At 65.0% G+C, this 25,399-nt stretch carries 21 protein-coding genes and 2 tRNA genes; 15 read left to right on the top strand and 8 right to left on the bottom strand.

Annotated features, from left to right (window positions below; translation table 11 throughout):
* Positions 1-32 precede the first annotated feature (32 nt).
* Complete coding sequence (locus ACPW75_RS05125; RefSeq protein WP_077095572.1) at positions 33-2,549, bottom strand: putative bifunctional diguanylate cyclase/phosphodiesterase; 2,517 nt, start codon at positions 2,547-2,549, stop codon at positions 33-35.
* 371 nt (positions 2,550-2,920) lie between these two features.
* On the opposite strand from ACPW75_RS05125, the gene hpf reads away from it, so the two are divergent.
* Positions 2,921-3,259 (top strand): ribosome hibernation-promoting factor, HPF/YfiA family, encoded by a 339-nt coding sequence (hpf, locus tag ACPW75_RS05120; protein WP_016350234.1) that lies wholly within the window; start codon positions 2,921-2,923, stop codon positions 3,257-3,259.
* Positions 3,260-3,340: 81 nt separating this feature from the next.
* Here hpf and ACPW75_RS05115 read toward each other — a convergent pair whose 3' ends face one another.
* Positions 3,341-3,856, bottom strand: a complete 516-nt coding sequence (locus ACPW75_RS05115) for a VC2046/SO_2500 family protein (protein ID WP_077095606.1) — start codon at positions 3,854-3,856, stop codon at positions 3,341-3,343.
* A 125-nt stretch (positions 3,857-3,981) separates the two neighbouring features.
* Between ACPW75_RS05115 and ACPW75_RS05110 the strand changes: the two genes are divergently transcribed.
* Both ACPW75_RS05110 and ACPW75_RS05105 read left to right on the top strand, forming a co-directional pair.
* Positions 3,982-4,066, top strand: a tRNA-Tyr gene (locus tag ACPW75_RS05110).
* A 51-nt stretch (positions 4,067-4,117) separates the two neighbouring features.
* Positions 4,118-4,202 (top strand) — tRNA-Tyr (locus tag ACPW75_RS05105).
* Between the two features lie 141 nt (positions 4,203-4,343).
* Here ACPW75_RS05105 and ACPW75_RS05100 read toward each other — a convergent pair.
* Positions 4,344-8,129, bottom strand: a complete 3,786-nt coding sequence (locus ACPW75_RS05100) for an autotransporter assembly complex protein TamB (RefSeq protein ID WP_077095573.1) — start codon at positions 8,127-8,129, stop codon at positions 4,344-4,346.
* Positions 8,130-8,208: 79 nt separating this feature from the next.
* Complete coding sequence (locus ACPW75_RS05095; RefSeq protein WP_077095574.1) at positions 8,209-9,984, bottom strand: autotransporter assembly complex protein TamA; 1,776 nt, start codon at positions 9,982-9,984, stop codon at positions 8,209-8,211.
* Between the two features lie 574 nt (positions 9,985-10,558).
* On the opposite strand from ACPW75_RS05095, the gene ACPW75_RS05090 reads away from it, so the two are divergent.
* Complete coding sequence (locus ACPW75_RS05090; protein WP_029301378.1) at positions 10,559-10,933, top strand: hypothetical protein; 375 nt, start codon at positions 10,559-10,561, stop codon at positions 10,931-10,933.
* 81 nt (positions 10,934-11,014) lie between these two features.
* The gene (locus ACPW75_RS05085; protein WP_077095575.1) at positions 11,015-11,293 is read left to right on the top strand and encodes a peptidylprolyl isomerase; all 279 of its coding nucleotides are present in this window, start codon (positions 11,015-11,017) and stop codon (positions 11,291-11,293) included.
* Positions 11,294-11,307: 14 nt separating this feature from the next.
* Here the strand turns inward: ACPW75_RS05085 and ACPW75_RS05080 are convergent, their stop codons facing one another.
* Positions 11,308-11,868 (bottom strand): peptide-methionine (S)-S-oxide reductase, encoded by a 561-nt coding sequence (locus ACPW75_RS05080; RefSeq protein ID WP_077095576.1) that lies wholly within the window; start codon positions 11,866-11,868, stop codon positions 11,308-11,310.
* A 51-nt stretch (positions 11,869-11,919) separates the two neighbouring features.
* Here ACPW75_RS05080 and ACPW75_RS05075 point away from each other — a divergent pair, with 51 nt between their 5' ends.
* The 8 genes from ACPW75_RS05075 (at position 11,920) to mltB (ending at position 20,699) form a co-directional block, all read left to right on the top strand.
* A complete protein-coding gene (locus ACPW75_RS05075; RefSeq protein WP_077095577.1) occupies positions 11,920-12,594 on the top strand; it encodes a DUF1499 domain-containing protein in 675 nt (224 codons plus the stop codon).
* Between the two features lie 11 nt (positions 12,595-12,605).
* A complete protein-coding gene (locus ACPW75_RS05070) occupies positions 12,606-13,187 on the top strand; it encodes a carboxymuconolactone decarboxylase family protein (RefSeq protein WP_077095578.1) in 582 nt (193 codons plus the stop codon).
* The gene (locus ACPW75_RS05065) at positions 13,187-15,340 is read left to right on the top strand and encodes an FAD-dependent oxidoreductase (protein ID WP_077095579.1); all 2,154 of its coding nucleotides are present in this window, start codon (positions 13,187-13,189) and stop codon (positions 15,338-15,340) included. Before ACPW75_RS05070 ends, ACPW75_RS05065 begins: the two co-directional genes overlap by 1 nt.
* A 20-nt stretch (positions 15,341-15,360) precedes the next feature.
* Positions 15,361-16,545: an ABC transporter substrate-binding protein gene (locus ACPW75_RS05060; protein ID WP_190283649.1), complete on the top strand. Its 1,185-nt coding sequence runs from the start codon at positions 15,361-15,363 to the stop codon at positions 16,543-16,545.
* Entirely contained in the window at positions 16,545-18,221 is a 1,677-nt protein-coding gene (locus tag ACPW75_RS05055) for an ABC transporter permease (RefSeq protein ID WP_190283650.1), read from the top strand. The genes ACPW75_RS05060 and ACPW75_RS05055 overlap by 1 nt, the downstream gene beginning before the upstream one ends.
* A 23-nt stretch (positions 18,222-18,244) precedes the next feature.
* Positions 18,245-18,883 (top strand): ATP-binding cassette domain-containing protein, encoded by a 639-nt coding sequence (locus ACPW75_RS05050; RefSeq protein WP_077095582.1) that lies wholly within the window; start codon positions 18,245-18,247, stop codon positions 18,881-18,883.
* Between the two features lie 14 nt (positions 18,884-18,897).
* Entirely contained in the window at positions 18,898-19,500 is a 603-nt protein-coding gene (locus tag ACPW75_RS05045) for a CDP-alcohol phosphatidyltransferase family protein (protein ID WP_077095607.1), read from the top strand.
* Positions 19,501-19,595: 95 nt separating this feature from the next.
* On the top strand, positions 19,596-20,699 hold the full coding sequence (gene mltB, locus ACPW75_RS05040; RefSeq protein ID WP_011705439.1) for a lytic murein transglycosylase B: 1,104 nt from the start codon (positions 19,596-19,598) through the stop codon (positions 20,697-20,699).
* 77 nt (positions 20,700-20,776) lie between these two features.
* On the opposite strand, the gene ACPW75_RS05035 is transcribed toward mltB, so the two are convergent.
* A complete protein-coding gene (locus ACPW75_RS05035; RefSeq protein WP_077095583.1) occupies positions 20,777-21,442 on the bottom strand; it encodes a peroxiredoxin-like family protein in 666 nt (221 codons plus the stop codon).
* Positions 21,443-21,554: 112 nt separating this feature from the next.
* Here ACPW75_RS05035 and ACPW75_RS05030 point away from each other — a divergent pair, with 112 nt between their 5' ends.
* A complete protein-coding gene (locus tag ACPW75_RS05030) occupies positions 21,555-22,145 on the top strand; it encodes a TetR/AcrR family transcriptional regulator (RefSeq protein ID WP_179101334.1) in 591 nt (196 codons plus the stop codon).
* Positions 22,146-22,169: 24 nt separating this feature from the next.
* On the opposite strand, the gene ACPW75_RS05025 is transcribed toward ACPW75_RS05030, so the two are convergent.
* A complete protein-coding gene (locus ACPW75_RS05025) occupies positions 22,170-22,652 on the bottom strand; it encodes a MarR family winged helix-turn-helix transcriptional regulator (RefSeq protein ID WP_024943804.1) in 483 nt (160 codons plus the stop codon).
* A 96-nt stretch (positions 22,653-22,748) separates the two neighbouring features.
* On the opposite strand from ACPW75_RS05025, the gene ACPW75_RS05020 reads away from it, so the two are divergent.
* The gene (locus ACPW75_RS05020; RefSeq protein WP_077095584.1) at positions 22,749-23,630 is read left to right on the top strand and encodes a DMT family transporter; all 882 of its coding nucleotides are present in this window, start codon (positions 22,749-22,751) and stop codon (positions 23,628-23,630) included.
* Positions 23,631-23,715: 85 nt separating this feature from the next.
* On the opposite strand, the gene pgm is transcribed toward ACPW75_RS05020, so the two are convergent.
* Positions 23,716-25,365 (bottom strand): phosphoglucomutase (alpha-D-glucose-1,6-bisphosphate-dependent), encoded by a 1,650-nt coding sequence (gene pgm, locus ACPW75_RS05015; RefSeq protein ID WP_077095585.1) that lies wholly within the window; start codon positions 25,363-25,365, stop codon positions 23,716-23,718.
* Positions 25,366-25,399: the final 34 nt, after the last annotated feature.

The raw sequence follows: 25,399 nt of genomic DNA, 5'->3' as shown, positions 1-25,399 counted from the left end.
TATTCCCTCATTCTACCCGTTAACCCGAGGGGCTACAGCTCGCCGGCGAGACTATTTTTACCCCCGGCCAGCGGGCTTTCGCTACGGGCAAGACGCTGCACGTAGCGCTCCAGATAAGGCACCGGCAGCGGCTTGGAAGCCAGGTAGCCCTGGTAGAAGTGACAGCCCTGGGCCTGCAGAAACTCCAGCTGCTGGCGCGACTCCACCCCTTCCGCCGTCACGTTGAAGCCCATGTGGCGCGCCATGGCGATCACCGCCTCGACGATGGCCATGTTGTCGCCATCGCGCGGGATGTCCTGGATGAAGGAGCGGTCGATCTTGAGCTCGTCCGCCGGCAACCGCTTGAGGTAGCTCAGGGAGGAGTAACCGGCGCCGAAGTCATCGATGGCAAAGCTGATGCCGAGCGCCTTGAGCTCGCTCATCTTGCTGATGGTGTCTTCAGCGTGCCCCAGCACCACGGACTCGGTGATCTCCAGATTCAAGCTGGCGGGATCCATGCCGGTGGAGGCCAGCACGTCGTGGATCCGATCGACAAAGTCGGTGGCGTGAAACTGCTTGGCACTGACGTTGACCGACAGCTGCGGGATGTGGATGCCGTTCTCCTCCCAGCGCACGTACTGGGCGCAGGCCTCGTACAACACCCAGTTGCCGATGTCGACGATAAGGTCCGTCTCCTCGGCGATGGGAATGAACTCGGCGGGCGACACCAGAGCCCGGCCTGGCGGCTGCCAGCGGATCAGCGCCTCGACGCCGATGATGTCGCCCCCCTCCACCATGTGCTGGGGCTGGTAGTAGAGGGTCAGCTCCTGCTGGTCAAGGGCGCTACGCAGCTCGTTGTGAATGAGCAGCCGGCGATCCGCCTGCAACTGCATGGAGGCATCGAAGAAGCGCCGGGTCTTGCGACCGGCCGACTTGGCCTGATACATGGCGGTGTCCGCCTGCTTGAGCAGATCGTCCACCCCTTGCTCCCGACCGGGGAAGAGGGTGATGCCGACGCTGGCGCCGATGTGCAGCACCTGGCCCGCATGGTTGTAGGGGGCCGCAATCTCGCTGATGAGCCGCTCGGCAATGAGGTCGGCCTGCATTTCCGCCTGGGGGGGGCTCGCCGAGAGCGAGGGCAGCAGCAGCACGAACTCGTCGCCGCCGAGTCGCGCCAGACAATCCCCTTGCCGTACCAGCCGCTTGAGCCGGCTGGCGACCTCCTTGAGCAACCAGTCGCCGGTGGCGTGGCCGAGAGAGTCGTTGATGGTCTTGAAGTGATCCAGATCGATGAACAGCAAGGCGCCGATCAAATAGTCGCGGCTCGCCTCGCCAAAGGCGTGGGCCAGGGTTTCGTGCAGCTGGCGGCGGTTGGGCAGGCCGGTCAGCTCGTCGTAATAGGCGAGATCCTGGATGCGGCGCTCGGCCTCCTTGCGCTCGGAGATATCCTCGAAACAGATGACGAAGTGGCTGATCTCCCCCCTGTCATCCTGCACCGGGGTGACTATCTCCCACTGCGGATAGGGGTAGCCATCCGCGTGCAGCCGTTGGGTCTCCCCCTGCCAGCGGCTCAGGGTGCCGAGCTCGTAGCCAAGTCCCCCCAGCCCGCACCAGAGATCGTTGCCCAGATGCAGGCCGATCACCCGCTGGCTGTCAAAGCCGGTGATCTGGCTGAAGGCGTGGTTGACCCGCAAAATCTTGAAATCGGGGTCGGTGATGATGATCCCTTCATGGGTTTCAAACGCCACGGCCGACAGGCGCAGCTGGGCATCGCTCTGCAGCCGCTCCAGCTCCGCCACCATGCGCATGGAGAAGGTGGTCAGCACCGACCCCAGATTGGGGATCGCGCTCTGATCGGAGAAGATCAGCGCCAGGTGACCCAGGATCTGGCCGTTGCGATCACACAGCGGCAGGCCGTAGTAACCCTGCCCCCCTTTGAAACCGGTACAGGAGGGCAGATCGTTCGCCAGGGGAATGACGCAGGCCTGCCCCGCCAGATAGACCTGCTGGCAGGGCATGCCGTCGAGTTCGTACTCCTTGAGGTCGATGCCATGGCAAGCCAGCACCTTGAGCCGTCCGCCGCCGGTGCGCTCCGCCAGCCAGACCGCGTCCGCCACCAGGATGTGGGCGAGCTGATTGACCAGAGTATTGAAGAAATCGAGCCCGGTTCTGGCAGAGAGCGCCTGCGCCAGCTGGGTCAACAAGGGGTCTTGCAGCAACGGCAGTTGCTGGGAGAGGTCGGCAGGCAGCTGGGTGCTGCGGGTGGTGTCGAGCGGTGCAATCCAGCCGCAGCACATCTGCTGGGCCGGCACGTACTGGCCGCTCCAGAGCACATGGCGCACCTCGCCACCCTCCTCGCAGAGGTGACCGATGAACTGGGCCGGTTGCTGTGAGTGGTAAAGCCTGGCGAGAAAGTCGGCAAAGCCGGCCTCGTCATCTGCCGCCAATTGCCCGAACCAGGGGTGAGGCCCCTCTCCTTGCCAGAGCTGGTAGGAGGCATGATCGGACAGACTCCACTGGGCGTGTTGCCGATCATAAAACCACATCATCTGAGTGGCCTGCTGTTTCATGTACTACTCCAACACCACAACAACCACGTTCAAGCCCCTGACGACTTGGCAGCGCCCACATTCACAGCGCGCACGTCGGCAAGGGCGGTGCGGGGAGAAAGTGCAAAAGATGCGAGACTAAGCGGTGAAAACCGGACATGAGGTCGACATGCGGCGCTGCCACGAAGGGACAGAAACGATCCAAGTTTCTCCATACTGCCTGCCAGTTTCGTGGAGCTCAAGCGCTTTTTGGTGCAGAACGGGAAAAGATCACAATTTATTCCTCCCCTCGGAAGCAAGGCCACAGTTCGTGACATAGATCACATTTTAATGTTCAGCCATGAGTAATCTGAAGGTGAAGACACAAGCAAGACGACCCGAAGGGGGCCAATATGAAAATCGAAATTACCAGCAAAATCATCGACATCACCCCGGCTATCCGCGAGCGCATTGAATCCCGTTTTGACAAGCTCGAGCGTCTTCAGGTGCCTCTTATCACACCCCATGTGATTGTCTCCAAAGAGCGTCTGATGTTCATCGTTGAAGCCACTGCTGGCATCCCCAACGGCAAGCTGTTTGCCCAGGCAGAACATGAGGACTTGTACGCCGCCATCACCGAACTGGGGCAAAAGCTGGAGCGCCAGATCAACCGCCACACCGAGAAACCCATCGCCCGTCGCGCCGCAGCGGCTGGCAAGGAAGTGCCGCAAGAGGATGAAGCCGACGCCTAAACTGCGCCACGGCACAACCAGAAACGACAAAGGCGGGATCTCCCCGCCTTTTTGCTGTCCGAATGCCGGCGTTTGTCGCCTTCAGCAACCACTGAGCCAGTACAGCCTGGCATCCACCCCCGCCTTGAGCGTATCGAGGATCGGCAGCATCAGCAGGGGATCGTCGCGTCTGGGCTGATCCGCCAGCTTGCCCTGCCAGCGCTCCCGTCCAAGCGGCGAGAGGTTGTCATAGACGGCGGGCTCCAGCGCAGGCGGGGCGCCGAGCAGCGGCGGTGAGCGCAGCGCCAGCCAGAGCCGCACATCCACCATGGAGCCCCCCTGTTGCAGCCGCTCGTTGAGCAGAGCGGCCTCTTCATCGTTTGCACTGCCCTGCAAGGGCGTGGCTGGCGGCAGCTCAAAGCGGCTGCGCCAGACCCGGCTCTCACCCTTTGCTGGCTGCCTGGGATCGAACCAGGGCTGCTCTTCCACCGCATCGGTCAGCAGGGCCAGATGCAGGCGAAAGTCAGCCCTGTCTCCGTGCTGGAGATCCTGGTTGAGACGTTGCCCCAGCTGGGCCTCGTCCACCAGCCACTGCTCACGAATGGCGCTGGGTAGCATGAGATAACTCTTGGAAACGGTGGTTTCATCCTTTATCGGCCGCAAATCCGATCCTTTAAGCAGGAAAAATCCCGCCAAGGGGTTCACAACCCCGGCAGATCTGTTAGTATGCGCCTCGCACTTGTGGAGGGGTTCCCGAGTGGCCAAAGGGATCAGACTGTAAATCTGACGGCTCTGCCTTCGAAGGTTCGAATCCTTCTCCCTCCACCATTTCAAGTGCAGTCACGGCACCCGTCGTGAACAAAATTGGCAATACCCCGTGGAGGGGTTCCCGAGCGGCCAAAGGGATCAGACTGTAAATCTGACGGCTCTGCCTTCGAAGGTTCGAATCCTTCTCCCTCCACCATCATTCAAGAAAACCCGGCCTCGCGCCGGGTTTTCGCTTTTCAGCATCCCCTCTCTGTTCATCAACATCAGCATCAGCCGCATCAATGCCACCAATAAAAACGGGAGGCTTGTGCCTCCCGTTTTTGTCTCTTCCTGCCCGCTACAGGGTGAAGCGATAGAAGATATCCACCGCCTGGGCCACCCCGCTCATGGCCTGCAGGTAGAGCCTGGGCATCAGCTCGTAGCGCAGCTTGAACTCGGCGATGGGGCTGAACACCCCGACCCCGTACTGGAACTGCAGCCCCGGCAGCAGGTAGGCCGACAGGGTCACCTGGGTGTTGTCGCCACTGCCGGCAGTGTCGAGGGCCACGTCGCTCATGCCGAGGGATTCCCCCAGACTGGAGACCACGCCGTTGGCCTGGCTGACCGCGCCCGCCACCAGCAGGCCGTTGAAGCCGCCATCCTCGCCGCTGGTCTGCAGCCCCTTGCCGCGCAGCAAGTAGGAGAGCTGCTCGGACTGGGCCAGCTGCGGCTCCGAATAGACGGTGATCTTGGGCTTGCTGGCCGGTCCGGTCACCCGCACCCCCACCGTCACCTTGTCCTCGATGGTATCGGGATCCCGATACGCCTCTATGTTGAGGAACGGCTGATCGAGGGGGCCGGAGAAGAGGATGCGGCCATCCTTGATGATGAGGTTCTGGCCATAGGCCTTGAAGCGCCCGTCGTTGAGCACCAGCTGGCCATTGCCCGCCAGCGGCCGCGAGGGATCCTGGCGGATGTTGATGCCGCCCCCCACCTTGGTCTTGAGCCCCATCGCCTCCAGCCGCACGTCGTCACCCAGCCGGATGGCCAGCTTGATCGCCATCGGCAGCGGCGCCGCCTTGGGCACCGGCGGCAGATCGTCGTAGACCACGGTCACGTCGTCCGACACCGCCACCGCGCTCTCGGGCAGGCTCTTGACCAGGATCCGCGCCCAGGGGATGTCGACCTGACCGGTGATCCGGGTCTCCTCCCCCAGCGAGATGGCAATGTCCGGGGAGACCCGCACCCGGCCCATGCCAGGATACTGGGCTTCCAGCTCCTTGCCCTGGATGGTGAGGCTGCCGGTGACCGGCAGCTGTGCCCAGCTCAGCCAGCCCCCCAGTGCCAACGGCCCCTTGCCCACCAGCATGGTGCCGTCCAGTTCGGCCCGGTTGCCTTCAATCTTGAGGCGGGTCACCAGCTTGGAGAGGGTCACCATGTCGGAGTGGGTCTGCACCTCCCCATCCAGCAGGTTGAGCTGACCAAACAGCAGCGGCGAGGCCAGGGTACCGTCGAAGCGGGCATCGGCCGAGATGACCCCCTGCAGGGAGCGCACCTCGGGGATGAGCGGGGCGAAGGTGGTCAGCTTGAGGTCGTCAAACTTGAGCTGGCCGGAGAGATTGCCGCGACCGGACGGATCCCGGATATAGAGCTTGGTATCGATGTTGCCGATCTGCTCGGAGGCAAAGTCGAGCCGGATCGCCGCCTGCTGGCGCTCGAAGTCCACCCCGAGCTCGAGGCGCTGATAGTCGGTCTTGAGCTCGTCGGCCACAAAAGTGCCCGGCGTGGTGCGCACGGTGGCGTGCAGGGTCGGCTGATTGCCGCGCCAGCTGGCCCGCCCGTCGGCAGAGAGCACCGCCTGCCAGCGGAAGTTGTCCGGCAGCCAGGGCCGCAGACGCTTGAGGTCGAACTGGTTGAGGGCAAACTCCAGGCTGCCCTGCTGGGCCGATACCTGGCTGCCCTTGACGCAGAGGCTGGCCCCCTGGGAGCCGAGGCAGAGATCCCCCATGGTCAGCCGCTGACGCGGCAGGTCGAGGTCGAGGGCCCAGGGCGCGCTCAGCTCCCAGCGCCGCAGCGGTGTCTTCAACTTGAGCTCGCTGAGGGCACCGCGCCAACGATCCCCGCGCAGACCGCCGCTCAACTTGAGGTTGGCCGCCACCGGGTCGCCCTTCATGGTGAGCGACAGGGCGTGCTGGTTGAGATCGCCGCTCAGATTGAGCGCCAGCTGGCTGAGGCTGGTCGCCCCCTGTACCAGGCTGGCCACCGTCAGGGCCACTTCCCCTGCCGGCTTGTCACCGACCAGGGCATTGCCCTTGATGGCGATCCCCTTCAGATCGGTGCCGGCATAATAGAGGCGGCTGGCAGCCAGCTCGGTGGTGACCCGTGGTGCCTGCTGATTGCCGGTCAGGCGCACCTGCCCCTTGATGTCCCCCTTGAGGCCGGGGTAGAGCCCGGCCAGGTTGGGGGCATTGAGATCCGCATCCAGTTTCCACGCCTGCTGGCTCAGGCTGCCCTTGGCCTGCAGCTGGTTGGGGCCGCTTTGCAGCGCCAGCGCCGGGATGGTCCACTCCATCTTGTCGTTGCCGCTCGCGCTGCCCTTGATGGCCAGCGGATACTGGTTGAGCTTGCCATCCACCTTCAGCTCGGGCAGTTGCAGTTGCCAGTGGCCCGCCTCATCGAGCTCGAAACGGCTGGCAATCTTGCCCGCCAGCGCCCCCTTGAGCTCGGGCACCAGCTCGGCCGGGTTGATCCCCTTGAATTCCGTGGTGCCCTGCCAGCGTACCCCCTTGTCCCAGGCGAGCTTGCCGTCCAGCTTGAGCTCCCCCTTGAGGGCGTTGAGCAGCAGGTTGATCTGGTTCAGCTGCGTCAGATCCCCCTTGCCCGTCAGCGCCAGCTTGAAGGGGGGCACGTCCGTGCCCTTGCCGGCGGTATTCAAGGCAAACTGGTAGCCGGAGAGCTTGCCCTTGGCACTCAAACTGCCATTGTCCAGCCGGTAGCTGGGCTCATCTTTGGCAGGCTTGTGCAGCGGCCAGCCCAGGCTCTTCCACTCCAGCCCCGCATCAAAGGGCAAGTCGGGGTCGAGGGCCGCCAGAGACCCCTTGAGGCTGGCGGCCACCTGTCCCTTGGCCTGCAGCGACAATGCCAGCTTGCCCACCGAACCGCCGAGGGTCAGGCTGGCCTGTTGCCCCTGCAGCTCGCCATCCAGCAGCCCCTTGCGGGCCTTGGCATCCAGGGTCAGGGCCAGCGGATAATCGTCTTTGAGCTGGATCTTGCCCTTGAGCGCCAGATCCGCCATGGCGTGGCGCAGGGAGAGCTCGCGCAGCGCGATGTCGCTCCCCTCGGCACTGGCCGACAGCAGCAGCTTGTCGAGCCCTTCAATCAATTCACCCTGCTGATAGCGAAACGCCGTGACCTGCAATCCTTCCAGCTGGATGGGGAAAGGCAGCCGGATGGCGGGCAGCGCGATGGGGGCTGCCTTGGTTGCCTGCTGCGCCTTGCTCTCATCCGCCGGCTTCGCCTTGGCGGTGACAGGCGACTTGGCCGCAGCCTTGTCTTGGGAGCTTGCCTTGGCGGCAGCCGGTTTGGCAGCCTCGGTGGCCGGCGTCTCGGCCAGGGTCACCTTGAGGCCATCCAGCACGGGCCCCTGCACGATCAGCCCCTTGCGGCTGAGGGTGGCGCCTATGTCGAGGGACTTGAGGCTCACCCCCACCCCGGGCACCGTCACATCGAGATCCGCCACCTGGAGGCTGTCGACCTGAATTTTCAGGGGCAGCGGGTGCCAGACGAAGGGCTCTGACGGCTCTTCCGGGGTCGGTTCGGAGTCGGCGACCTTGACCACCGGGTGGGTGACGTTAAGGGATTTGATCCAGAGCTTGCCCTGCAGCAGCTTGCCCAGATCCCAGTCCAGCACGGCGCGATCTACCGTGACGTCCACCAGCTCGTCCTGCCAGCCGACCCCTTCCAGGGTCCAGCCATAGCCGAGCTGGCCCGCCACCAGCTCCCCCTTGAGGGAAGGCAGGGCGGCCCTGGCCTGCTGCCACAGCCACTTGTTGCCCTGATGGGTGAAGCCCAGCAGGCTGACACCGATGAGCAGCAGGAAGATGAGCCCCATCAGCCAGAGAAAAATACGTTTTACCCAGATCACAGTGCAGACCCCCGCGAAAGATGCAGCCGCAGCGGCCGGTCAGGAGAACAGAAGATGAGAGGAGTGGAGCGTGGCCGGATCATAGTTCAGGCCCCAGCGCGAAGTGGAGTCGCAGCGGCTTCTCCTCCTCGGAAATGCCCACCGCCAGATCGAGCCTGACCTGACCGATGGGGGTCACCCAGCGCACGCCAACCCCGGTGCCTATCTTCCAGGCCTCGCTATAGTCGACCGTGGCGGTACCGCTGTCCACGAACAGGGCCCCCAGCCACTTGTCGCTGAAGCGGTAGTTGTACTCGGCACTGGCGACGCTCACGTAGCGACCCCCCAGCAGCTTGCCGTCGCTGCCGCGCGGCGAGATGGTCTCGTAGCCGTAGCCGCGCACCGTCTGGTCACCACCGGTAAAGAAGCGCAGCGAAGGCGGCACCAGCGAGAAGCTGTCCCCTATGATGGCCCCCTGTTCAGCCCGCAGCAGGAAGCGGTGATCCTCCCCCAGGGTACGCAGCCACTTGCTGCGCCCCCACACCCGCACGAAGCTGATGTCGGAGCCCCAATAGGGATCGGAAAACTCCAGGGTGAGCTGCTGGCGATCGCCCCAGTCGGGCACCAGACCGCCGCGCACCCGCAGCCGCGACCAGGAGACGCCGGGGATCAGCAGCAAGCTGTTGCCCTCGTCGGCGCCCTGGGTATAGATCTCGTTCTCCAGCCGGATGAACACGTCCCGGTCCCAGCTCTCCGGCCGCCGCTTCCAGCGGTGCACGCTGAGGGTGGTCAGGTCGGAGCGGGTATCGTTGTTGTCCTTGTATTGATAACCGGCCTGCAGCGAGTAGTAGTCCCGCAGCGGGTTGCCCACCGGGATCTGGTAGTCGAAGCTGAGCTCGGCCTCGGGCTGGGAGACCTTCGCGGTGGCGTTGAGCCGGTGACCGTAGCGGTTGACCCAGGGCTTCTCCCAGGTGGCGCTCATGCGCGGCCCCACGTCGGTGGCATAGCCGATACCCGTTTCAATCTCGTGATCGACCCGGTTGGAGAGGGTCACCTGCACCGGCACCCGGTTGCCCTCGGCCTGGCTGATGAGCGGCTTGATGTCCACCTGCTTGAACAGCTTGGTGGAGGAGACATCCTGCGACATCTCCGCCAGCCGGATCGCCAGATAGGGGGCGCCGCTCTTGATGTTGATGAGCGGGCGGATGAGGCGCAGCGCCTCCGGCGTGGCGTCGTAGTGGATCTCGCCGAAGTGGTAGCGCGGGCCGGAGCGAAACAGGATGTAGATCTCGGCGGTGCCCTGATCCGGGAACACCTTGACCTGGCTCTTGCTGATCTTGGCGTCGAAGTAGCCGCGGGCCAGCCCCAGACTGCCCAGATCCGCCTTGATGGATTCGTATTTGCCGTGGTTGAGGGGGTCCCCCTCTTTCAGGGGCAGCTTGTCCAACAGCTCGCTGTAGAGCTCGTCGCTGCTGGCATCCCCTTCCAGCAGGATGTCGAGACGGGAGATGATGACCGGCTTGCCCGGCTCCACCTCGATGATCACTTTGGCGGGCGCCTTCTTGTCGCGGCTCAGGGTGATCTTGGGCTGATAGTAGCCATAGACCTGCAGCGCCTTTTGCACGCTCTCGGTGATCTTGGCGCGGGCCGGACGGTACTGGCGCTCCTGATAGACCGGCAGGGCGTTGAGGTAGGCCTCGACGTTGTCCTTGTTCTCCCCCTTCAGTCCCTTGATCTGATAGGTGAGTTTGGCCGCCATGGCGGGCGTGACGAACAGCAGCAGACAGAGGCTCAGTCCCAGCGCGCGAAGCCCACGACGAAAGGCCCGTGCGGGCGGTGAGATCCCTGCAGGCAGGGGCGGATTGCATCCTGTCAAACGTCAATTTCCCCGAAGAACATGATTAAAATAATGCGATATTCAGAACGAATATGAGGCTCACTCGATCGCAAACGCGCCTCATCCTAGCATATCCCCGGCCCGACATCAGAGCGGGGTGACACCGAATTTCGCCATATTATTGAAGCCTTTGCCCGCGCAGGCCGCGCATTTTTCACACTTTCCCCCGCAGACTTATGCCACTGCGGGCCAAAAAGGGCAATCCATGACCAACACGGCCATGCCAGATGGCCCCTGGCGGCCCATCCGGCCCGGTATCGCGCCACCCCTTGTTGGCCGATGGGCGCGACATCAACTGTCGGCAACTGGTCAAGATAGCGGCAAGTCCCTCTCTCAGCGGGCCCGCCAGCTGCATCCTCCTTGCCACTGGGCCGCCCGCCTTGCCCCACTCCCGTAGAGGTAGTGCATTTTATCTTGCAGGATCAAACAGTTGCCATCGCCCAATCAAAGCCTCGTTCAACCCAATCGATTTATCCCGCTGCCCCCCTGCTCACTTCTCGCCCACACTGGGGTCATTGCACCAAGGCTCGCATCCCACCAGAGGAGACACCGCATGCACGCACGCAGCGAACAGATGGCGGACTACATCGCCGACCGACTCGAATTCATCACTTTTCTCGCCTGTTGCAGCGCCCTGCTGGCCCTGCTGACCGGCATGAACGGCCAGCAGGCGCTGGCCTTCACCGCGCTGAACCTGCCGTTCGGGCTCGCCATCCTGCTGGGCATGGCCATGCTGGCACCGCTGCCGGCCCACTGGCGCCTGCCGGGCATCACCTTGCTGCTGGCGGGCAGCGCCCTGGCGACCCTGCAACTGGGGGGCAACTGGCTCAATCCGCTGGCCATCTGGAGCCTGCATGCCCTGCTCGGGCTGGAGATCCTCTGGCAGGCACGGCCCAGAACCCGGCTTGCTGCCCGTGCCCGCAGCTGAATTTGCCATGACGGCTGACGCGCGGCAGGAATTGGAGTACTCTTTGCGCCCCCGATTTGCCCACCGCCGAGGAGCGTCCCGATGAGAAAAGCCTGTGCCCAGCACATCCTGGTCAAGACCGAGAAAGAGTGTCTGGAGATCAAGGAGAAGATTGCCAAGGGAGCCGACTTCGGCCAGATGGCCAAGCGCTTCTCCACCTGCGCCTCCAGCAAGCGCTTCGGCGATCTGGGGGAGTTTTCGAAGGGCGACATGGTCAAGGCGTTTGACGATGCCGTGTTCAAGGGCGAGCTGCTGGCCGTGCTCGGCCCGGTGCGCACCAAGTTCGGCTTCCACCTTATCAAGGTGCTCTACCGCAGCTGAGTTCAGGGCCCGGTTCAGGGTTCTGGGTTCAACTCCACCGGCCAGCCGCCGCAGCGGCGGGCATAGAAGCCGAAACGCCAGGGGTGGCGAGCCGCCCAGTCCTCCATCTCCGGCGCCGGGGTGAACCGGCTCTGCGGCCAAAGCGCAACCCGGCTCGGCCGCCCGTGCAGCGCCTGCCAGCGCGTCAGGCTCACCTGGACCAAGCGCCACTGATAGTCATCCTTTGGCAGCAGGGCCGGCGCAAATGCCAGCCCCCGATTGCAATACTGGCCCTCGCCATCGCGCCCATCCACCAGCTGCCAGAACACGTTGAGCAGATCGCCATAACCCACCTTGACCGGGTCATAGTCGATGCGCACCGCCTGGCGCCGCGGCGGCACTTCCCGCCAGCTCGACCCCGTCGCCGCCAGCTGGCTGACGTAGCCCGGCTCCACCCGGCTGACCCCAGGCAGGGTCTCGTAGACGGCTTCGGCGCGCCACATGTCCCCCGCCGCCAGCACGGCGCTGTCCGCCCACAGCGGAACGCTTGGGAAAAGCAGCAGGATTGAGATAAATTTACTAACGTTATCAGTCAATTAAGTTTATCCTTCTGGGCACTTGTCCATCATAACCAGTGGATCCCCGTTATGCCCAGATATTTGTGGTGGCCGCTTCTGGCCTGGTTGCTGCCGCTCGCCGGCGCCCTCGGCAGCCGTGTTCACCTCTGGCCCTGGTGGCTGGGGTTCGCCATCTGCCTGCTCGGGGCCCTCGTCTCCCTCGTCTTGCTGGCTCGCCTGCCCTGGTCTCGCAATCGCTGCGCCAATGGCTGGGGCGCCGTACCCCTGCTGTTGCCCCTGGCCTTCGTGGTGCAGGCGCTGCGCACGCCGCTGGTCAACGATGTGAGCACGGATCCCAACAACCCGCCCCAGTTGCACTGGGCCAGCGAACTCAGAACGGCGCAGGATCTGCCGATTAATCCGGCCCCCTTGAAAGCTGTTGAGGGGAAACCCGGTCCTCTCTTTACCAGCGCCTCCCCGGTCGAGGTGATCACCGAGGCCCACGCCCTGATGGAGCAGCTCGGCTGGCAAGTGCGGCCAAGCCCGGAAGGACTCGAGGCGGTGGTCACCACCGGCTGGTTTGGTTTTCAGGATGACGTGGCGCTGCGGGTCTTTGCCGGGCCCAAGGAGACCCGCATCGACATGCGCTCCGCCTCCCGTCAGGGGCAGAGCGACCTGGGCACCAACCGGGCCCGCATAGAGGAGTTTCTGATCCGCCTCAACGAGCGGCTGGGTCAGGCCTACAAACCCAACTTGAAGCAATAAGAAGGTCATCCATGCGCGTCGAGGTGAAAGCCGATCGGGAATATGCCTGGTTTATCCGCCCCTTTTTCTGGCTGCAACAGCGCCACTACGGCCAGGTGCTCATTCCGGGCAAGTGCTGGGGCCGCTCGCCGCGCCTGTTTGCCGCCGTCGCCACCCTCTATGGCGTCATCAACCGCAAGCGCTCCCCCATCGACCCCGTGCTGCGCTCCCTGGTGACGGTGCGGGTCTCCCAGCTCAACTGGTGCCGCTTTTGCGTCGACATCAATGCCATGACCCTCATCAAGCGGGCGGGCTCCAGCGAGAAGGTGGAGGCGCTCGCCAACTGGCGCGAAAGCCCCTTGTTCGACGAGCGGGAACGGGCCGTGCTCGACTACACCGAGGCGATGACGGGGCTTGATGGAGTCAGCGATGAGCAGGCCGCCCGCCTCAAGCCCTGGTTTGACGACGATGCCATGGTGGAGCTCACCGGCCTCATCGCCTTCCAGAACATGTCGGCCAAGTTCAACGCCGCCCTCGATATCCCCCCGCAGGGCTTCTGCCAACTGCCGGTGCAGCCAGTGCGTCCGGCCCAGCCGGATAACAAGGACGCCTGATGAGAGGCTCCCGCCTGCTGCTGGTGCTGGTGATGGGCTGCCTCATCGGCGCCTTTTTCGCCTTCGACCTTGGCCACTACCTGAGTCTGCCCCAGCTGCAGGCCCGTCAGGCCGAGCTGGCCGCCCTGGTCGACCGCCATTTCGTCAGCGCCGCCCTGCTGTTCGTCGCCGTCTATGTGGTGAGCACCGCCCTCTCCCTGCCCGGTGCCAGCCTGCTCACCCTGGCAGGCAGCGCCGTATTCGGCGTCGTCTGGGGGTTGCTGCTGGTCTCCTTTGCCAGCAGCATTGGCGCGACCCTGGCCTTTCTCAGTGCCCGCTTTCTGCTGCGCGACTGGGTCGAGCGGCGCTTTGGCGACAAGCTGGCCAGCTTGCAGGCCGGCATGAAGCAGGAAGGGGCGCTATATCTGCTGAGCCTGCGCCTCATCCCCATCTTCCCCTTCTTTCTGGTCAACCTGCTGATGGGGCTCACTCCCATCAGAGTCAGCACCTACTACTGGGTGAGCCAGCTTGGCATGCTGCCCGGCACCTTCGTCTACGTGCTGGCAGGCAGCGAGCTTGCCAACCTCACCAGCACCGGCAATATCCTCTCCCCCGGTCTGATGGTGGCGCTGACCCTGCTCGGGCTGATGCCGATGCTGCTCAAGGGTCTGCAGCGGCGTCTCGCCCTGCATCGGTTGCACGCCCCCTACCGCAAGCCAAAACACTATGACTACAACCTGCTGGTGATTGGCGCCGGGGCCGGCGGCCTCGTGACCAGCTATATCGCCGCGGCGGTGAAGGCCAAAGTGGCGCTCATCGAGAAGCACAAGATGGGCGGCGATTGCCTCAACAGCGGCTGCGTCCCCTCCAAGGCGCTGATCCGAAGCGCCCGCTTTGCCGCCGAACAGCGTCGGGCCAGTGAACTGGGCTTTAGCCCAAGTCAAGCCAGCGCCGATTTCGCCGCCGTGATGGAACGGGTCGCCCGCGTCATCAAGGAGGTCGAGCCCCACGACTCCATCGAGCGCTATCAGGGGCTGGGGGTGGAGTGTATCGAAGGGGAGGCGCGGCTGGTCTCCCCCTGGGAGGTGGAGGTGAACGGCCAGCGCCTTGCCAGCCGTCATATCGTTATCGCCACCGGCGCCCGGCCGCTGGTGCCCACGCTGCCGGGCCTTGAGCAGGTGCCCTGGCTCACCTCCTACACCCTCTGGCAACTGCGCACCGCGCCGCGCCAGTTGCTGGTGCTGGGCGGCGGCCCCATCGGCTGCGAGCTGGCCCAGAGTTTTGCCCTGCTAGGGGTGCCCGTTACCCTGGTGGAACTCTCGGATCAGCTGCTGCCCCGTGAAGAGCGGGAAGTGGCCGCGCTGCTGGCGGAACAGCTGGCCCGCGATGGCGTGCGGGTGCTCACCGGCTGGCGCGCCGAGCGAGCCGACTATCTGCCCGCAGCCGAGGGAGATCTCCCCATCCGGCTGCAACTGCGCCGGGGCGATGAGACGCAAACCGTTGCAGGGGATCAGCTGCTGCTGGCGCTGGGCCGGGTGGCCAACGTCAGCGGCTTCGGGCTCGAAGCGCTGGGGGTGGAGCTGACCCAGCGCGGCACGGTGGCGGTCGATGGCTTCCTTGCCACCAACTTCCCCAGCATTCTGGCGGTGGGGGACGTAGCGGGCCCTTACCAGCTCACCCATGCCGCCGCCCATCAGGGCTGGTATGCCGCAATCAATGCCCTGTTCAGCCCGTTCAAGCGCTTTCGGGCCGACTATCGGGTCATGCCGGCCGCCATCTACACCACCCCCGAAATCGCCCGGGTCGGCCTCAACCAGAAAGAGGCCAGGGCGCAGGGCATCCCCTTCGAGCTGACCCGCTTCGAGCTGGCCGAACTGGACAGAGCCATCGCCGACGGCGAGCGTCAGGGCTTCATCGAGGTGCTCACCGTGCCCGGCAAGGATCAGATCCTGGGTGCCACCCTGGTGGGCACTCACGCCGGCGAGCGGATCGCCGAATTCGTGCTCGCCATGCGTCACCACCTCGGCCTTGGCAAGATCCTCGCCACCATCCACGCCTACCCCACCCTGATGGAGGGGAACAAGTATCTGGCTGGCGAGTGGCGACGGGCCCGTCAGCCCGCCACCCTGCTGGCGCTGCTGACCCGTTATCACCGCTGGCGCCGCCGCGCCTGACTCAACTCCAGGTAACCCAGATGCGACACTCATTGCCCTCGTTCAAACAGCTGTTGCGCGCCCTGCCTCTGCTGGCAGGCAGCCTCCTCTTCACCCAGGCCTACGCCGGCGACAACCCGCAGTGGCAGCAGACCCTTGAGAAGGCCAAGGGGCAGACCGTCTACTTCAACGCCTGGGGTGGCAGCCCGGAGATCAACGCCTATCTGGTGTGGGCCGGCCAGGAGCTGGCGCGCGAATACCAGGTCAAGCTGGTGCAGGTGAAGGTGGATGACATCGCCCAGAGCGTCAGCCAGTTGCTGGCCAACAAGCAGGCGGGCAAGCACAGTGGCGGCCCCATCGACCTGCTCTGGGTCAACGGCGAGAACTTCAAGGCGCTCAAGGAGCAGGGGCTGCTCGGCGCCCCCTTTACCCGTGAGCTGCCCAACATGGCGCTGGTCGACGGCGCCCTGCCGGTGAGTGAGGACTTCACCGTGCCGGTGGAGGGGCTGGAAGCCCCCTGGGGCATCGGCCAGCTCAACCTGATGGTCAACGGCGAAGAGGTCAAACAGCTGCCCACCTCGGCGGCGGCCCTGCTCGCCTGGACCAAGGCCCACCCCGGCCGCTTTACCTATCCCAAGCCACCCCAGTTTCACGGCTCCAGCTTTCTCAAGCAGATCTTGCTGGAGCTGACGCCCGACCCCGCCCCCCTCTATCGGGAGGCGACCGATGCCGAGTTCATCAGGATCACAGCCCCGCTCTGGGCCTGGCTCGATGAGCTGCACCCGGCACTCTGGCGCAAGGGCAAGCTGTTTCCGACCAGCGCCGCCGAAACCCGCCAGCTGCTCGATGACGGCGAGCTGGCGATGGCCATCAGCTTCAACCCGCAGGAAGCGCAGAGCGCGGTACAAAATGGCACCCTGCCCCCCAGCGTGATGGCGGTGGCCATGGCGAAAGGGGCGCTCACCAACAGCCACTTCCTCGCCATCCCCTTCAATGCCAACGCCCGCGCCGGCGCCAAGGTGGTCGCCAACTTCCTGCTAAGCCCAGCCGCCCAGGCGCGCAAGGCCGAGCCCGCCTTCTGGGGCGATCCCAGCGTGCTGCGGGCCGATACCCTGCCCGCCTCCCAGCAGCCGGTGCCGGCGCTGCGCTTCAAGGCGGTGGCCGAACCCCACCCCAGCTGGCAGCTCAGGCTCGAAGCGGCCTGGGCCGAGCGCTACGGTCACTGATGAGCCGGTTCGGCCGCTCTTTGCTTGATTGGCGCCCCCTGTTCACTGCCGGGTGCGCCTTGGTTTTTGGTCTCCCGCTGCTGGCGGGGGGCTGGCAACTGCTGGCTGAGGGGTTGACCCGACCCCACCTGCAATTGCTGCTGGCCCAGCCGGGCCTGTGGCACTCGGCACTGCTGAGCCTGTGGATTGCCGCCGCCTCGACCCTGGCCAGCCTGCTGCTGACCGCCCTGCTGCTGGCCCACAGCGACAGCCGGGCCGTCGGTTGGCTGCGCCGGCTGCTCTCGCCCTTGCTGGCGCTGCCCCACGTTGCCTTTGCCATCGGCTTTGCCTTTCTGCTCGCCCCCTCCGGCTGGTTGCTGCGCCTGCTCTCGCCGACCCTCACCGGGTTCGCGCTGCCCCCCGACTGGCAGACCCTGCGCGATCCCGCCGGGCTTGGGCTGATCTTCGCACTGATCTTCAAGGAGACCCCCTTCCTGCTGCTGATGGCGCTCGGCGCGCAAGACCCCGCCAGGGCGGCGCGCCAGCAGTGGCTGGGGGCGAGCCTCGGCTTCAGCACCCCCCAGATCTGGTGGCGCCTGCTGCTGCCGGCGCTGTGGCCCGCCCTGCGCCTGCCCCTCTATGCGGTAGCCGCCTACGGGGTGGCGGTGGTGGATCTGGCCCAGCTGCTCGGGCCCGATGCCCCCGCTCCGCTGGCTGTGCGCCTGTGGCTCTGGTATCAGGACCCGGATCTGGTCTGGCGCGGCGCCACCGCCAGCGGCGCCCTGTTGCTGCTCGCCATCACGGCGCTGTTGCTGGCTCTGCTGCGGCTGCTGGAGCTGGCCCATCGAACCCTTGGCAAACCCGGCTGGCTCGATGGCCGGCGAGCAAACCCAAGCGCTCTTGGCCGCGCCCTTGCCACCGGCAGCGTGGCGACCCTGATTGCCCTCAATCTGGCGGTGCTGGGGGCCTTGCTGCTCTGGTCGCTGACCCGGCGCTGGCCCTTTCCCGCCCTTTGGCCAAGCCAGTGGAGCGGCCGCTATTGGCTCGACCTGTTGCCGACTCTGTCGCCGCTGTTGACCACCAGCATCCTGCTGGCGCTGGCGAGCGGAGCCATAGCGCTGGTGATGGCGGTGCTGAGTCTGGAGGCGCAGGCGGGCCGCCGCCCCTGGCCGCTCTGGCTTATCTGCCTGCCGCTGCTGCTGCCGCAGGCCAGCCTGCTGTTTGGCATTCGGCTCGGGGTAGACTGGTTCAGCCTCGGGTGGGGGGGCAACGGTATCGGCTGGGGCTGGGTGCTCTGGAGCCAGCTGCTGTTTGTCTTTCCCTATGTTTATTTGTGCCTGCACGGCCCTTATCGCCAGTTCGACGCGCGGCTCACCCAGAGCGCCTTGCTGCTGGGGGCAACCCCGTGGCGAGCCTGGTGGCAGGTGAAAGGGCCGCTGCTGGCCCGTCCGCTGTTGTTTGCCTTCGGCGTCGGAGCAGCTGTGAGTCTGGCCCAATACCTGCCGACCCTGCTGTTTGGCGCCGGCCGGGTGGTCACCATCACCACCGAGGCGGTGGCCATCGGCAGCGGCCTCAACCGGCGGCTGGCGGGGCTCTACGGCCTGCTGCAACTGCTGCTGCCACTCGCTATCTATCTGCTGGCGCTCTGGCTGCCGGCCCGACTCAACCCGGCGCTCAAGGGAGGCGGCTCACGATGAACTCTCATGTTGGAAATAACCATATGCTGAACACCACCCCTCTTCGCCTCTATCTGGAGGATAACCTGCTGCTCTCGCTGCCCGCCCTGCAGGTGGCACCAGGCGAGGTGTTGACCCTGATGGGCCCCAGTGGCTGTGGCAAGAGCTCGCTGCTGGCGGCGCTGGCGGGGGTACTGCCCGCAAGCGGCCCGCTCCGGCTGGAGGGGGACGTGACCCTCGGCGAGCATCAGCTCACCCAGCTGCCGCCCCAGGCGCGGCGCATCGGCATGCTGTTTCAGGATGATCTGCTGTTCGACCACCTGACGGTGGCGGAGAACCTGATGTTCGGCATGCCTGCGACCATCAAGGGAAAAAGTGCGCGGCGAGAAAAGGCGGTGGCCGCGCTGGCACAGGTGGATCTGACAAATCAGGCGGACAAGCTGCCGGGGGCGCTCTCCGGCGGCCAGAAGGCTCGCGTCAGCCTGCTGCGAGCACTGCTGGCCGAGCCCGAGGCATTGTTGTTGGACGAGCCCTTCTCCCGCCTCGACAAGCCGCTGCGGGCCGCCTTTCGCACGCTGGTATTCGCGCAGATCAAGGCACTGGCCATCCCCGCCATTCTGGTGACCCACGACGCAGACGATGCGCCGGGCACCATACTCCAGCTTACCGAATCCTGTTTTTGACCGAGGAGTTCACCTTGTTTGACCGCCACCTGATCCCCGTTATCCGCAGCCCCCTCACCCGGCTCGCCAGACCGCTCTGCCGCGTCGGGATCAGCGCCAACCAGGTAAGCCTCACCGGCTTTGCCATCGGTATGCTGGCGTTGCCGTTGCTGGCCTTTGGCTGCTATGAGTGGGCGCTAGCAGCCATCCTGCTCAACCGGCTGCTGGACGGGCTCGACGGCGCTGTGGCGCGGGAAAGCGGCATCACGGACTGCGGCGGCTTTCTCGACATCACGCTGGATTTCATCTTCTACGCCGCCGTGGTGCTGGGCTTTGCCCTCGCCGCCCCCGCCAATGCGCTGCCCGCCGCCACCCTGCTGTTTGCCTTCATGGGCACCGGCTCGAGCTTTCTGGCGTTTGCCATCATGGCGGGCAAGCGGGGCATCGACAATCCGGTCTACCACCACAAGTCCCTCTACTATCTGGGCGGTCTCACCGAGGGGAGCGAGACCATCGCCCTGTTCGTGCTGATGTGCCTGTGGCCCGCCGCTTTCGCCCCGCTCGCCTACGGCTTTGCCCTGCTCTGCGCCATCACCACCCTCACCCGGCTCTGGAGCGGTTACCACACCCTGCGTTGAGGCCAAACGGCGGGAAGGGCCCGCTACGGAACACTTGCGCATGGACGACAATGTTTTACCATGGCGACACTCTTTTTCAGGCTCATGAGAACCTTATGCGTCGCCTTGTCTCCGTGCTCACCCTCTCCCTGTTTCCCATGCTCTATGGCTGCAGCAGCACGCCGGCTGCCAAGCCCGTGGTCAAGCCCCAGCCCAACAGCGCCTTCATCAACCAGACGCCGCCGAGCAAACCCTTCTACGGGCAGGTGAGCCAGCCGGGTGTCAGCAAGGGGGACTTCGCCAATCGCGCCAACGTGGACAACTTCGTGCAGCGGATGGTGCAAAAGCACGGCTTCGACGGCGCCGAGCTGCACCGGGTGCTGGCCCAGGCCGAACGCTATGACTGGATCATCCGCCTGATGGATGCCCAGGCCCCCACCACCACACCACCCACCGGTCCGACCGGCGCCTGGAATCGCTACCGCGCCAAGTTCATCACCCCGGATAACGTACAGAACGGCGTCAGCTTCTGGCGTGAGTACGAGAACGAGCTCAACCGTGCCCAGCAGGTGTATGGGGTGCCGCCGGAGATCATCGTCGGCATCATAGGCGTGGAGACCCGCTGGGGCCGGGTGATGGGCAAGACCCGCATCCTGGATGCGCTGGCGACCCTGGCGTTCGACTACCCGCGCCGGGCCGAGTTCTTCACCAGCGAGCTGGAATCCTTCCTGGTGATGACCCGCGACGAGGGGATGGATCCCACTGAACCCAAGGGCTCCTACGCCGGCGCCATGGGCTACGGCCAGTTCATGCCCTCCAGCTTCCAGCGCTACGCGGTGGACTTCAACGGCAACGGCCACACCAACCTGTGGGATCCGGTGGATGCCATCGGTAGCGTAGCCAACTACTTCAAGGCCCACGGCTGGGAGAAGGGGCAACCGGTGGCGGTACGCGGTCAGGGCCAGTTGCCCGGCTACGAGCACGGCTTCCAGACCCGCTACCCGGTCGCCTCCCTGCGCCGCGCCGGGCTGACCCCCACCAGCACCCTCGGCAACCACAGCGAGGCGAGCCTGCTGCGCCTGGATGTCGGCACCGGCTATCAGTACTGGTACGGCCTGCCCAACTTCTACACCATCACCCGCTACAACCACAGCACCCACTACGCCATGGCGGTTTGGCAGCTGGGGCTGGCGGTGAAGGATGCCCGCGGCGGTTACTGAGTCGACCGGATAAAAAAGGCGGCCCTCAGGGCCGCCTCGTCAACCATCCACACTGCGCCTTTGGGCGCAGTGTGCGTTTACAGTGCCCCCGCCTTCGCCAGACGATCCAGCTCGGCAAGCAGGGCGGCCGGCTCGACCCGACGGGTGTAATCGGCGTTGATGAAGTGGTAGAGCACGGTGCGGTCCTGACCGATGATGTAGCTGGCCGGCACCGGCAGAGTGAAGCTCTCGTCGCCGTTGCTCGCCGGGATGTCGATGCCAAAGCCGGCATAGATGGGCCTGAGCGCCTCCGGCAGCTCGAACACCAGTCCCAACTCTGCCGAGACCCGGTTGCCCTCGTCGCTCAGCACGGTGATCGCCAGCCCGTTGGCGGTGAGGGTATCCTGCGCCGAACTGGGGGTTTCCGGCGTCATGCCGATGAGGTTCACGCCGCGCTCGCGCAGCGCCGGCAACACGGCGTTGAGCGCCTGCATCTCCATGTTGCAGTAGGGACACCAGCCACCGCGATAGACGTTGAGCAGCACAGGCCCCTCCGCCAGATAGTGGGAGAGCGGGCGCACCACCCCGTGCTGATCCGGCAGGGCGAAATCGGGCATCCGCTCTCCGCGCCCCAGCGCCCCCTGCTCCAGCCCGCTTGCCTGCAGGTTGCGGGTCGCCTCCTCCATCAGAGCCAGTACCGGGGCCGGTACCTGACGCTGCTTCTGCTCATCGTACGCTTTGATTTTTTGCTCGAGTGTGTGCATCATGACCATCCTTTTTGTAGTGGTCGCTACAATATCAAGCGAGCCACACCCCATGGTCAAGTTGTTTTTTAGCGATCACTCCAAAATGGAGTTTCACAAGGCAGGACTCGAGATGGCAAGACCCGCATCATTTGACAGAGAACAGGTACTGGAAATCGCCCTCAACGCCTTCTGGGATACCGGCTTCAGCAACACCGGCATTGCCGCGCTGGTCGAGCGGATGGGGCTCAAGCCCAGCAGCCTGTATGGCGCCTTCAGCTCAAAGGAGGGGTTGTTCATGGAGGTGCTGCAGCGCTATTCGGCGCAGAGCCTGGCGCAGATCGAGCAGATCCTGGGCTCGGCAGCCTCCCCGCTGGCGGGCGTGCAGGCCCTGCTCGATGCAGTGGCCCGGGATGCCATCGCCAGCGAGGCGCACCGTGGCTGCCTGCTGGTCAACACCTTGCTGGAGATCGGCCGCCACCACCCGCTCATTCAGGAGACCGCCAGCAGCCACCTCGCCGAGGTCGAGCTGCGGGTCAGCGCAGCCTTGTGCCAGGCGCAGGCGGCAGGGGAGCTGGCCGCCGGGCGCGACGTCGACGCCACCGCCGCCTTGCTGATGACCATGGTGTGGGGATTGCGCGTGCTGGGCCGCACCCATCCGCCCGCCGCCAAGGTGAACGCGGTACTGGCCCAGATGCAGGCCATTCTGTCTGCGGACGCATGACGACCGCTCACCAGGCTGCGGAGTTCACTCGTTTTCCAGCAGCCAGCGCTTGAGCAGGGCGGCCAGCTGGTCCTGCTCGGCCAGGGTCAATGGCGCCAGCAGGCGCCGCTCGTTGGCCACGTGCCGCTCCACCGCCCGGTCAACCAATTCCCGGCCCGCGTCGGTCAGGCAGACCAGCAAGCTGCGCCGATCGCTCGGGGCGGCCTGCCGCTCTACCAGCCCCCGCTCTGCCAGTTTATCGAGGCGGGCGGTCATGGCCCCCGAGCTCAACATGGCGGATTGATAGAGCACGGTCGGGGTGAGCGGTTCGCCGGCCCGGCGCAGGGTCGCCAGAATGTCGAAGTCGCTGCCGAGCAGGCCGCACTCCTTGAGCTCCTCGCTCACCTCCCGTCCGGCGATCGCCGCCATTCGCGCCACCCGTCCCAGCACGCCCATGGGAGAGCAGTCGAGATCTGGTCGCTGCCGGGCCCACTGGGCCAGCAGCAGGTCTACATGATCTGATTCCATCTTCGGCCACTTATCTTTTTATCGAGATACTTGATGGTAAACCAATTTGAGGCTAATTTATCTTTACTTAAAGATACTTCATAAAGAGACAAGTTCATGCCCATGCTGATCGCCCTGCTGGCCCCTTTGCTCTGGGGCAGCACCTATGCCGTCGTCAGCCTCTCTCTGACCGACTACTCCCCCTACTGGGTGGCGGTGTGGCGGGCGTTGCCGGCCGGCCTGCTCCTGTTGCTGGTACGCCCGCGCCTGCCGCCCCTGCCTTGGGGCAAGCAGTGCCTGCTGGCGTTTTGCAACATCGCTGCGTTTTTCGCCCTGCTGTTCGTGGCCGCCTTCCGGCTGCCGGGGGCCGTGGCGGGCACCCTGGGTGCCACCCTGCCGCTGGTCCTGATGTTGCTGGCCTGGCTGCAGGATGGCGTCAGGCCGTCCCTGAAATGGCTGCTGCTGGGCCTGATGGGGCTGGGCGGGGTCTTGTTGCTGCTCAACCCTTCCGCCAATCTGGACCCTGTCGGCGTGACCTGTGCCCTGCTGGCGACCCTGCTCATCGGCCAGTCCAGCCGCTGGATGCAGCGCTGGCCAGTGAGCGATCTGCTGGCGCTGACCGCCTGGCAGCTGCTGCTGGGCGGCCTGATGCTGATCCCGCTCGCCTGGTGGCTGGCCGGTCCCATGCCGCTGCCTCAGCCGGCAAGCGTTCCCGGCCTGCTCTGGCTGATCCTGCTCAACACGGCGCTGGCCTACTGGGCCTGGCTGTGGGGGCTCAAGCGCCACGGCCCGGAGGTGATGGGCATGCTGGCCCTCACCAACCCCATGGTGGCGGTCTCCTGCGGCGTGCTGATGGTGGGGGAAACACTGGACGCTCGCCAATGGCTCGGCATCGGGGTGATCCTGCTCTCCTTGTTCCTGATGAAGCTGCCGGCCCGCCACTTCTTCAAGCGCTGGCAGGCCCGCCGGGCGAGCACCGGTCAGTGCGGCAGGCCGTGAGCACGACCCATTCAACTCAAGCGCAATAAAAAAAGAGGAGCCATCAAGACTCCTCTTTCACATTCCGCAGGTGTTTGAGTCGAACTCAGACCCCGGCCTTGGCCAGGGCGGCGGAGACGATCTGCTGGGCTTCCTGCTGGATGAGGTCCAGGTGCGCCTCGCCCTTGAAGCTCTCCATGTAGATCTTGTAGATGGACTCGGTGCCGGAGGGGCGCGCCGCGAACCAGCCGTTCTCGGTCACCACCTTGAGGCCGCCGATGGCGGCATCGTTGCCCGGCGCCTTGGTCAGCTTGGCGATGATGGGCTCGCCGGCCAGGGTGGAGGCTTCCACCAGCGCCGGATCCAGCTTGGAGAGCACTGCCTTCTGGGCGCTGTTGGCCGGGGCGTCGATGCGACGATAGCTGGAACGACCAAACTTGGCTTCCAGTGCATCGTAGTGGGCCTGCGGATCCTTGCCGGTCACCGCCAGAATTTCCGCCGCCAGCAGCGCCAGGATGAAACCATCCTTGTCGGTGGTCCAGACGGTGCCGTCTTTGCGCAGGAAGGAGGCGCCCGCGCTCTCCTCACCGCCAAAGCCGAACTCGCCGCTGTAGAGGCCATCCACAAACCACTTGAAGCCGACCGGCACCTCTTTGAGGGTGCGGCCAATCTCGCCGGCAACCCGGTCGATCATGGAAGAGGAGACCAGCGTCTTGCCGACTGCAGACTCTTTGGACCAGCCGGTACGATGGGTAAACAGATACTGGATCGCCACCGCCAGATAGTGGTTCGGGTTCATCAGGCCGGACTTGGTGACGATGCCGTGACGGTCGTAGTCAGGGTCGTTGCCAAGGGCGATGTCGAACTTGTCCTTGAGGGCAATCAGGCTGGCCATGGCAAACGGGCTGGAGCAGTCCATCCGGATCTTGCCGTCTTTATCCAGGGTCATGAAGGAGAAGGTCGGGTCGACCTTGTAGTTCACCACCTCGATGTTCAGACCATAGGTCTTGGCGATGACGTCCCAGTAGGCAACGCCGGAGCCGCCCAGCGGATCGACACCGATCTTGATGCCGGCCTGCTTGATGGCCTCCATGTCCAGCACGTTCTTCAGGTCATCCACATAGGGAGTGACATAATCGTGCAGGGCCACGAACGGGCTCTTGAGGGCCTCGGCGAACGGCATCCGCTTCACGCCGGCAAGGTTCGCCTCAAGGATGGCGTTGGCACGGTCTTCCACCCACTTGGTAATCTCCCCTTCGGCGGGACCGCCGTGGGGCGGGTTGTATTTGAAGCCACCGTCTTCCGGCGGGTTGTGGGACGGGGTGATCACCACGCCGTCCGCCAGGGCCGCCGGTTTGCCCGCGTTGTGGCGCAGGATGGCGTGGGAGATGACCGGGGTCGGGGTGAAGCCAAGACCGGCCTGAATGCGGGTCTCGACGCCGTTGGCCGCCAGCACTTCCACCGCGCTGGCAAAGGCGGATTCAGACAGGGCGTGGGTATCCATGCCGACAAACAGCGGGCCCGTGATGCCGGCCTGCTGGCGATACTCCACCAGCGCCTGGGTCACCGCCAGGATGTGGGATTCGGTGAAGGCGTTGTGCAGGGCGCTGCCGCGGTGACCGGAGGTGCCGAAGGCAACCCGCTGCTCGGGGCGGCTCATGTCGGGCTTGTTGAGGTAGTAGGCGCTGACCAGACGGGGGATGTTGGTCAGGTCGCTCAAACGGGCCGGCTGACCGGCGTGGGAATGCTGTGCCATGGCGTTGTCCTTGCTTGATGGCGGCCTTGCCCGG

It is taken from the genome of Aeromonas sp. FL131, from assembly GCF_049860615.1.
Taxonomy (GTDB): domain Bacteria; phylum Pseudomonadota; class Gammaproteobacteria; order Enterobacterales; family Aeromonadaceae; genus Aeromonas; species Aeromonas hydrophila.
Note: the sequence above shows the minus strand (reverse complement) of the source record. Positions and strands in the feature narration are given on the sequence as shown.

Coding starts and splice junctions, on each gene's coding strand:
- pgm (WP_077095585.1), bottom strand. CDS start 25,365: ATGGCACAGCATTCCCACGCCGGTCAGCCGGCCCGTTTGAGCGACCTG.
- ACPW75_RS05075 (WP_077095577.1), top strand. CDS start 11,920: ATGCCCAGATATTTGTGGTGGCCGCTTCTGGCCTGGTTGCTGCCGCTC.
- ACPW75_RS05020 (WP_077095584.1), top strand. CDS start 22,749: ATGCCCATGCTGATCGCCCTGCTGGCCCCTTTGCTCTGGGGCAGCACC.
- mltB (WP_011705439.1), top strand. CDS start 19,596: ATGCGTCGCCTTGTCTCCGTGCTCACCCTCTCCCTGTTTCCCATGCTC.
- ACPW75_RS05070 (WP_077095578.1), top strand. CDS start 12,606: ATGCGCGTCGAGGTGAAAGCCGATCGGGAATATGCCTGGTTTATCCGC.
- ACPW75_RS05030 (WP_179101334.1), top strand. CDS start 21,555: ATGGCAAGACCCGCATCATTTGACAGAGAACAGGTACTGGAAATCGCC.
- ACPW75_RS05050 (WP_077095582.1), top strand. CDS start 18,245: ATGCTGAACACCACCCCTCTTCGCCTCTATCTGGAGGATAACCTGCTG.
- ACPW75_RS05065 (WP_077095579.1), top strand. CDS start 13,187: ATGAGAGGCTCCCGCCTGCTGCTGGTGCTGGTGATGGGCTGCCTCATC.
- ACPW75_RS05085 (WP_077095575.1), top strand. CDS start 11,015: ATGAGAAAAGCCTGTGCCCAGCACATCCTGGTCAAGACCGAGAAAGAG.
- ACPW75_RS05125 (WP_077095572.1), bottom strand. CDS start 2,549: ATGAAACAGCAGGCCACTCAGATGATGTGGTTTTATGATCGGCAACAC.
- hpf (WP_016350234.1), top strand. CDS start 2,921: ATGAAAATCGAAATTACCAGCAAAATCATCGACATCACCCCGGCTATC.
- ACPW75_RS05055 (WP_190283650.1), top strand. CDS start 16,545: ATGAGCCGGTTCGGCCGCTCTTTGCTTGATTGGCGCCCCCTGTTCACT.
- ACPW75_RS05035 (WP_077095583.1), bottom strand. CDS start 21,442: ATGCACACACTCGAGCAAAAAATCAAAGCGTACGATGAGCAGAAGCAG.
- ACPW75_RS05115 (WP_077095606.1), bottom strand. CDS start 3,856: ATGCTACCCAGCGCCATTCGTGAGCAGTGGCTGGTGGACGAGGCCCAG.
- ACPW75_RS05025 (WP_024943804.1), bottom strand. CDS start 22,652: ATGGAATCAGATCATGTAGACCTGCTGCTGGCCCAGTGGGCCCGGCAG.
- ACPW75_RS05060 (WP_190283649.1), top strand. CDS start 15,361: ATGCGACACTCATTGCCCTCGTTCAAACAGCTGTTGCGCGCCCTGCCT.
- ACPW75_RS05090 (WP_029301378.1), top strand. CDS start 10,559: ATGCACGCACGCAGCGAACAGATGGCGGACTACATCGCCGACCGACTC.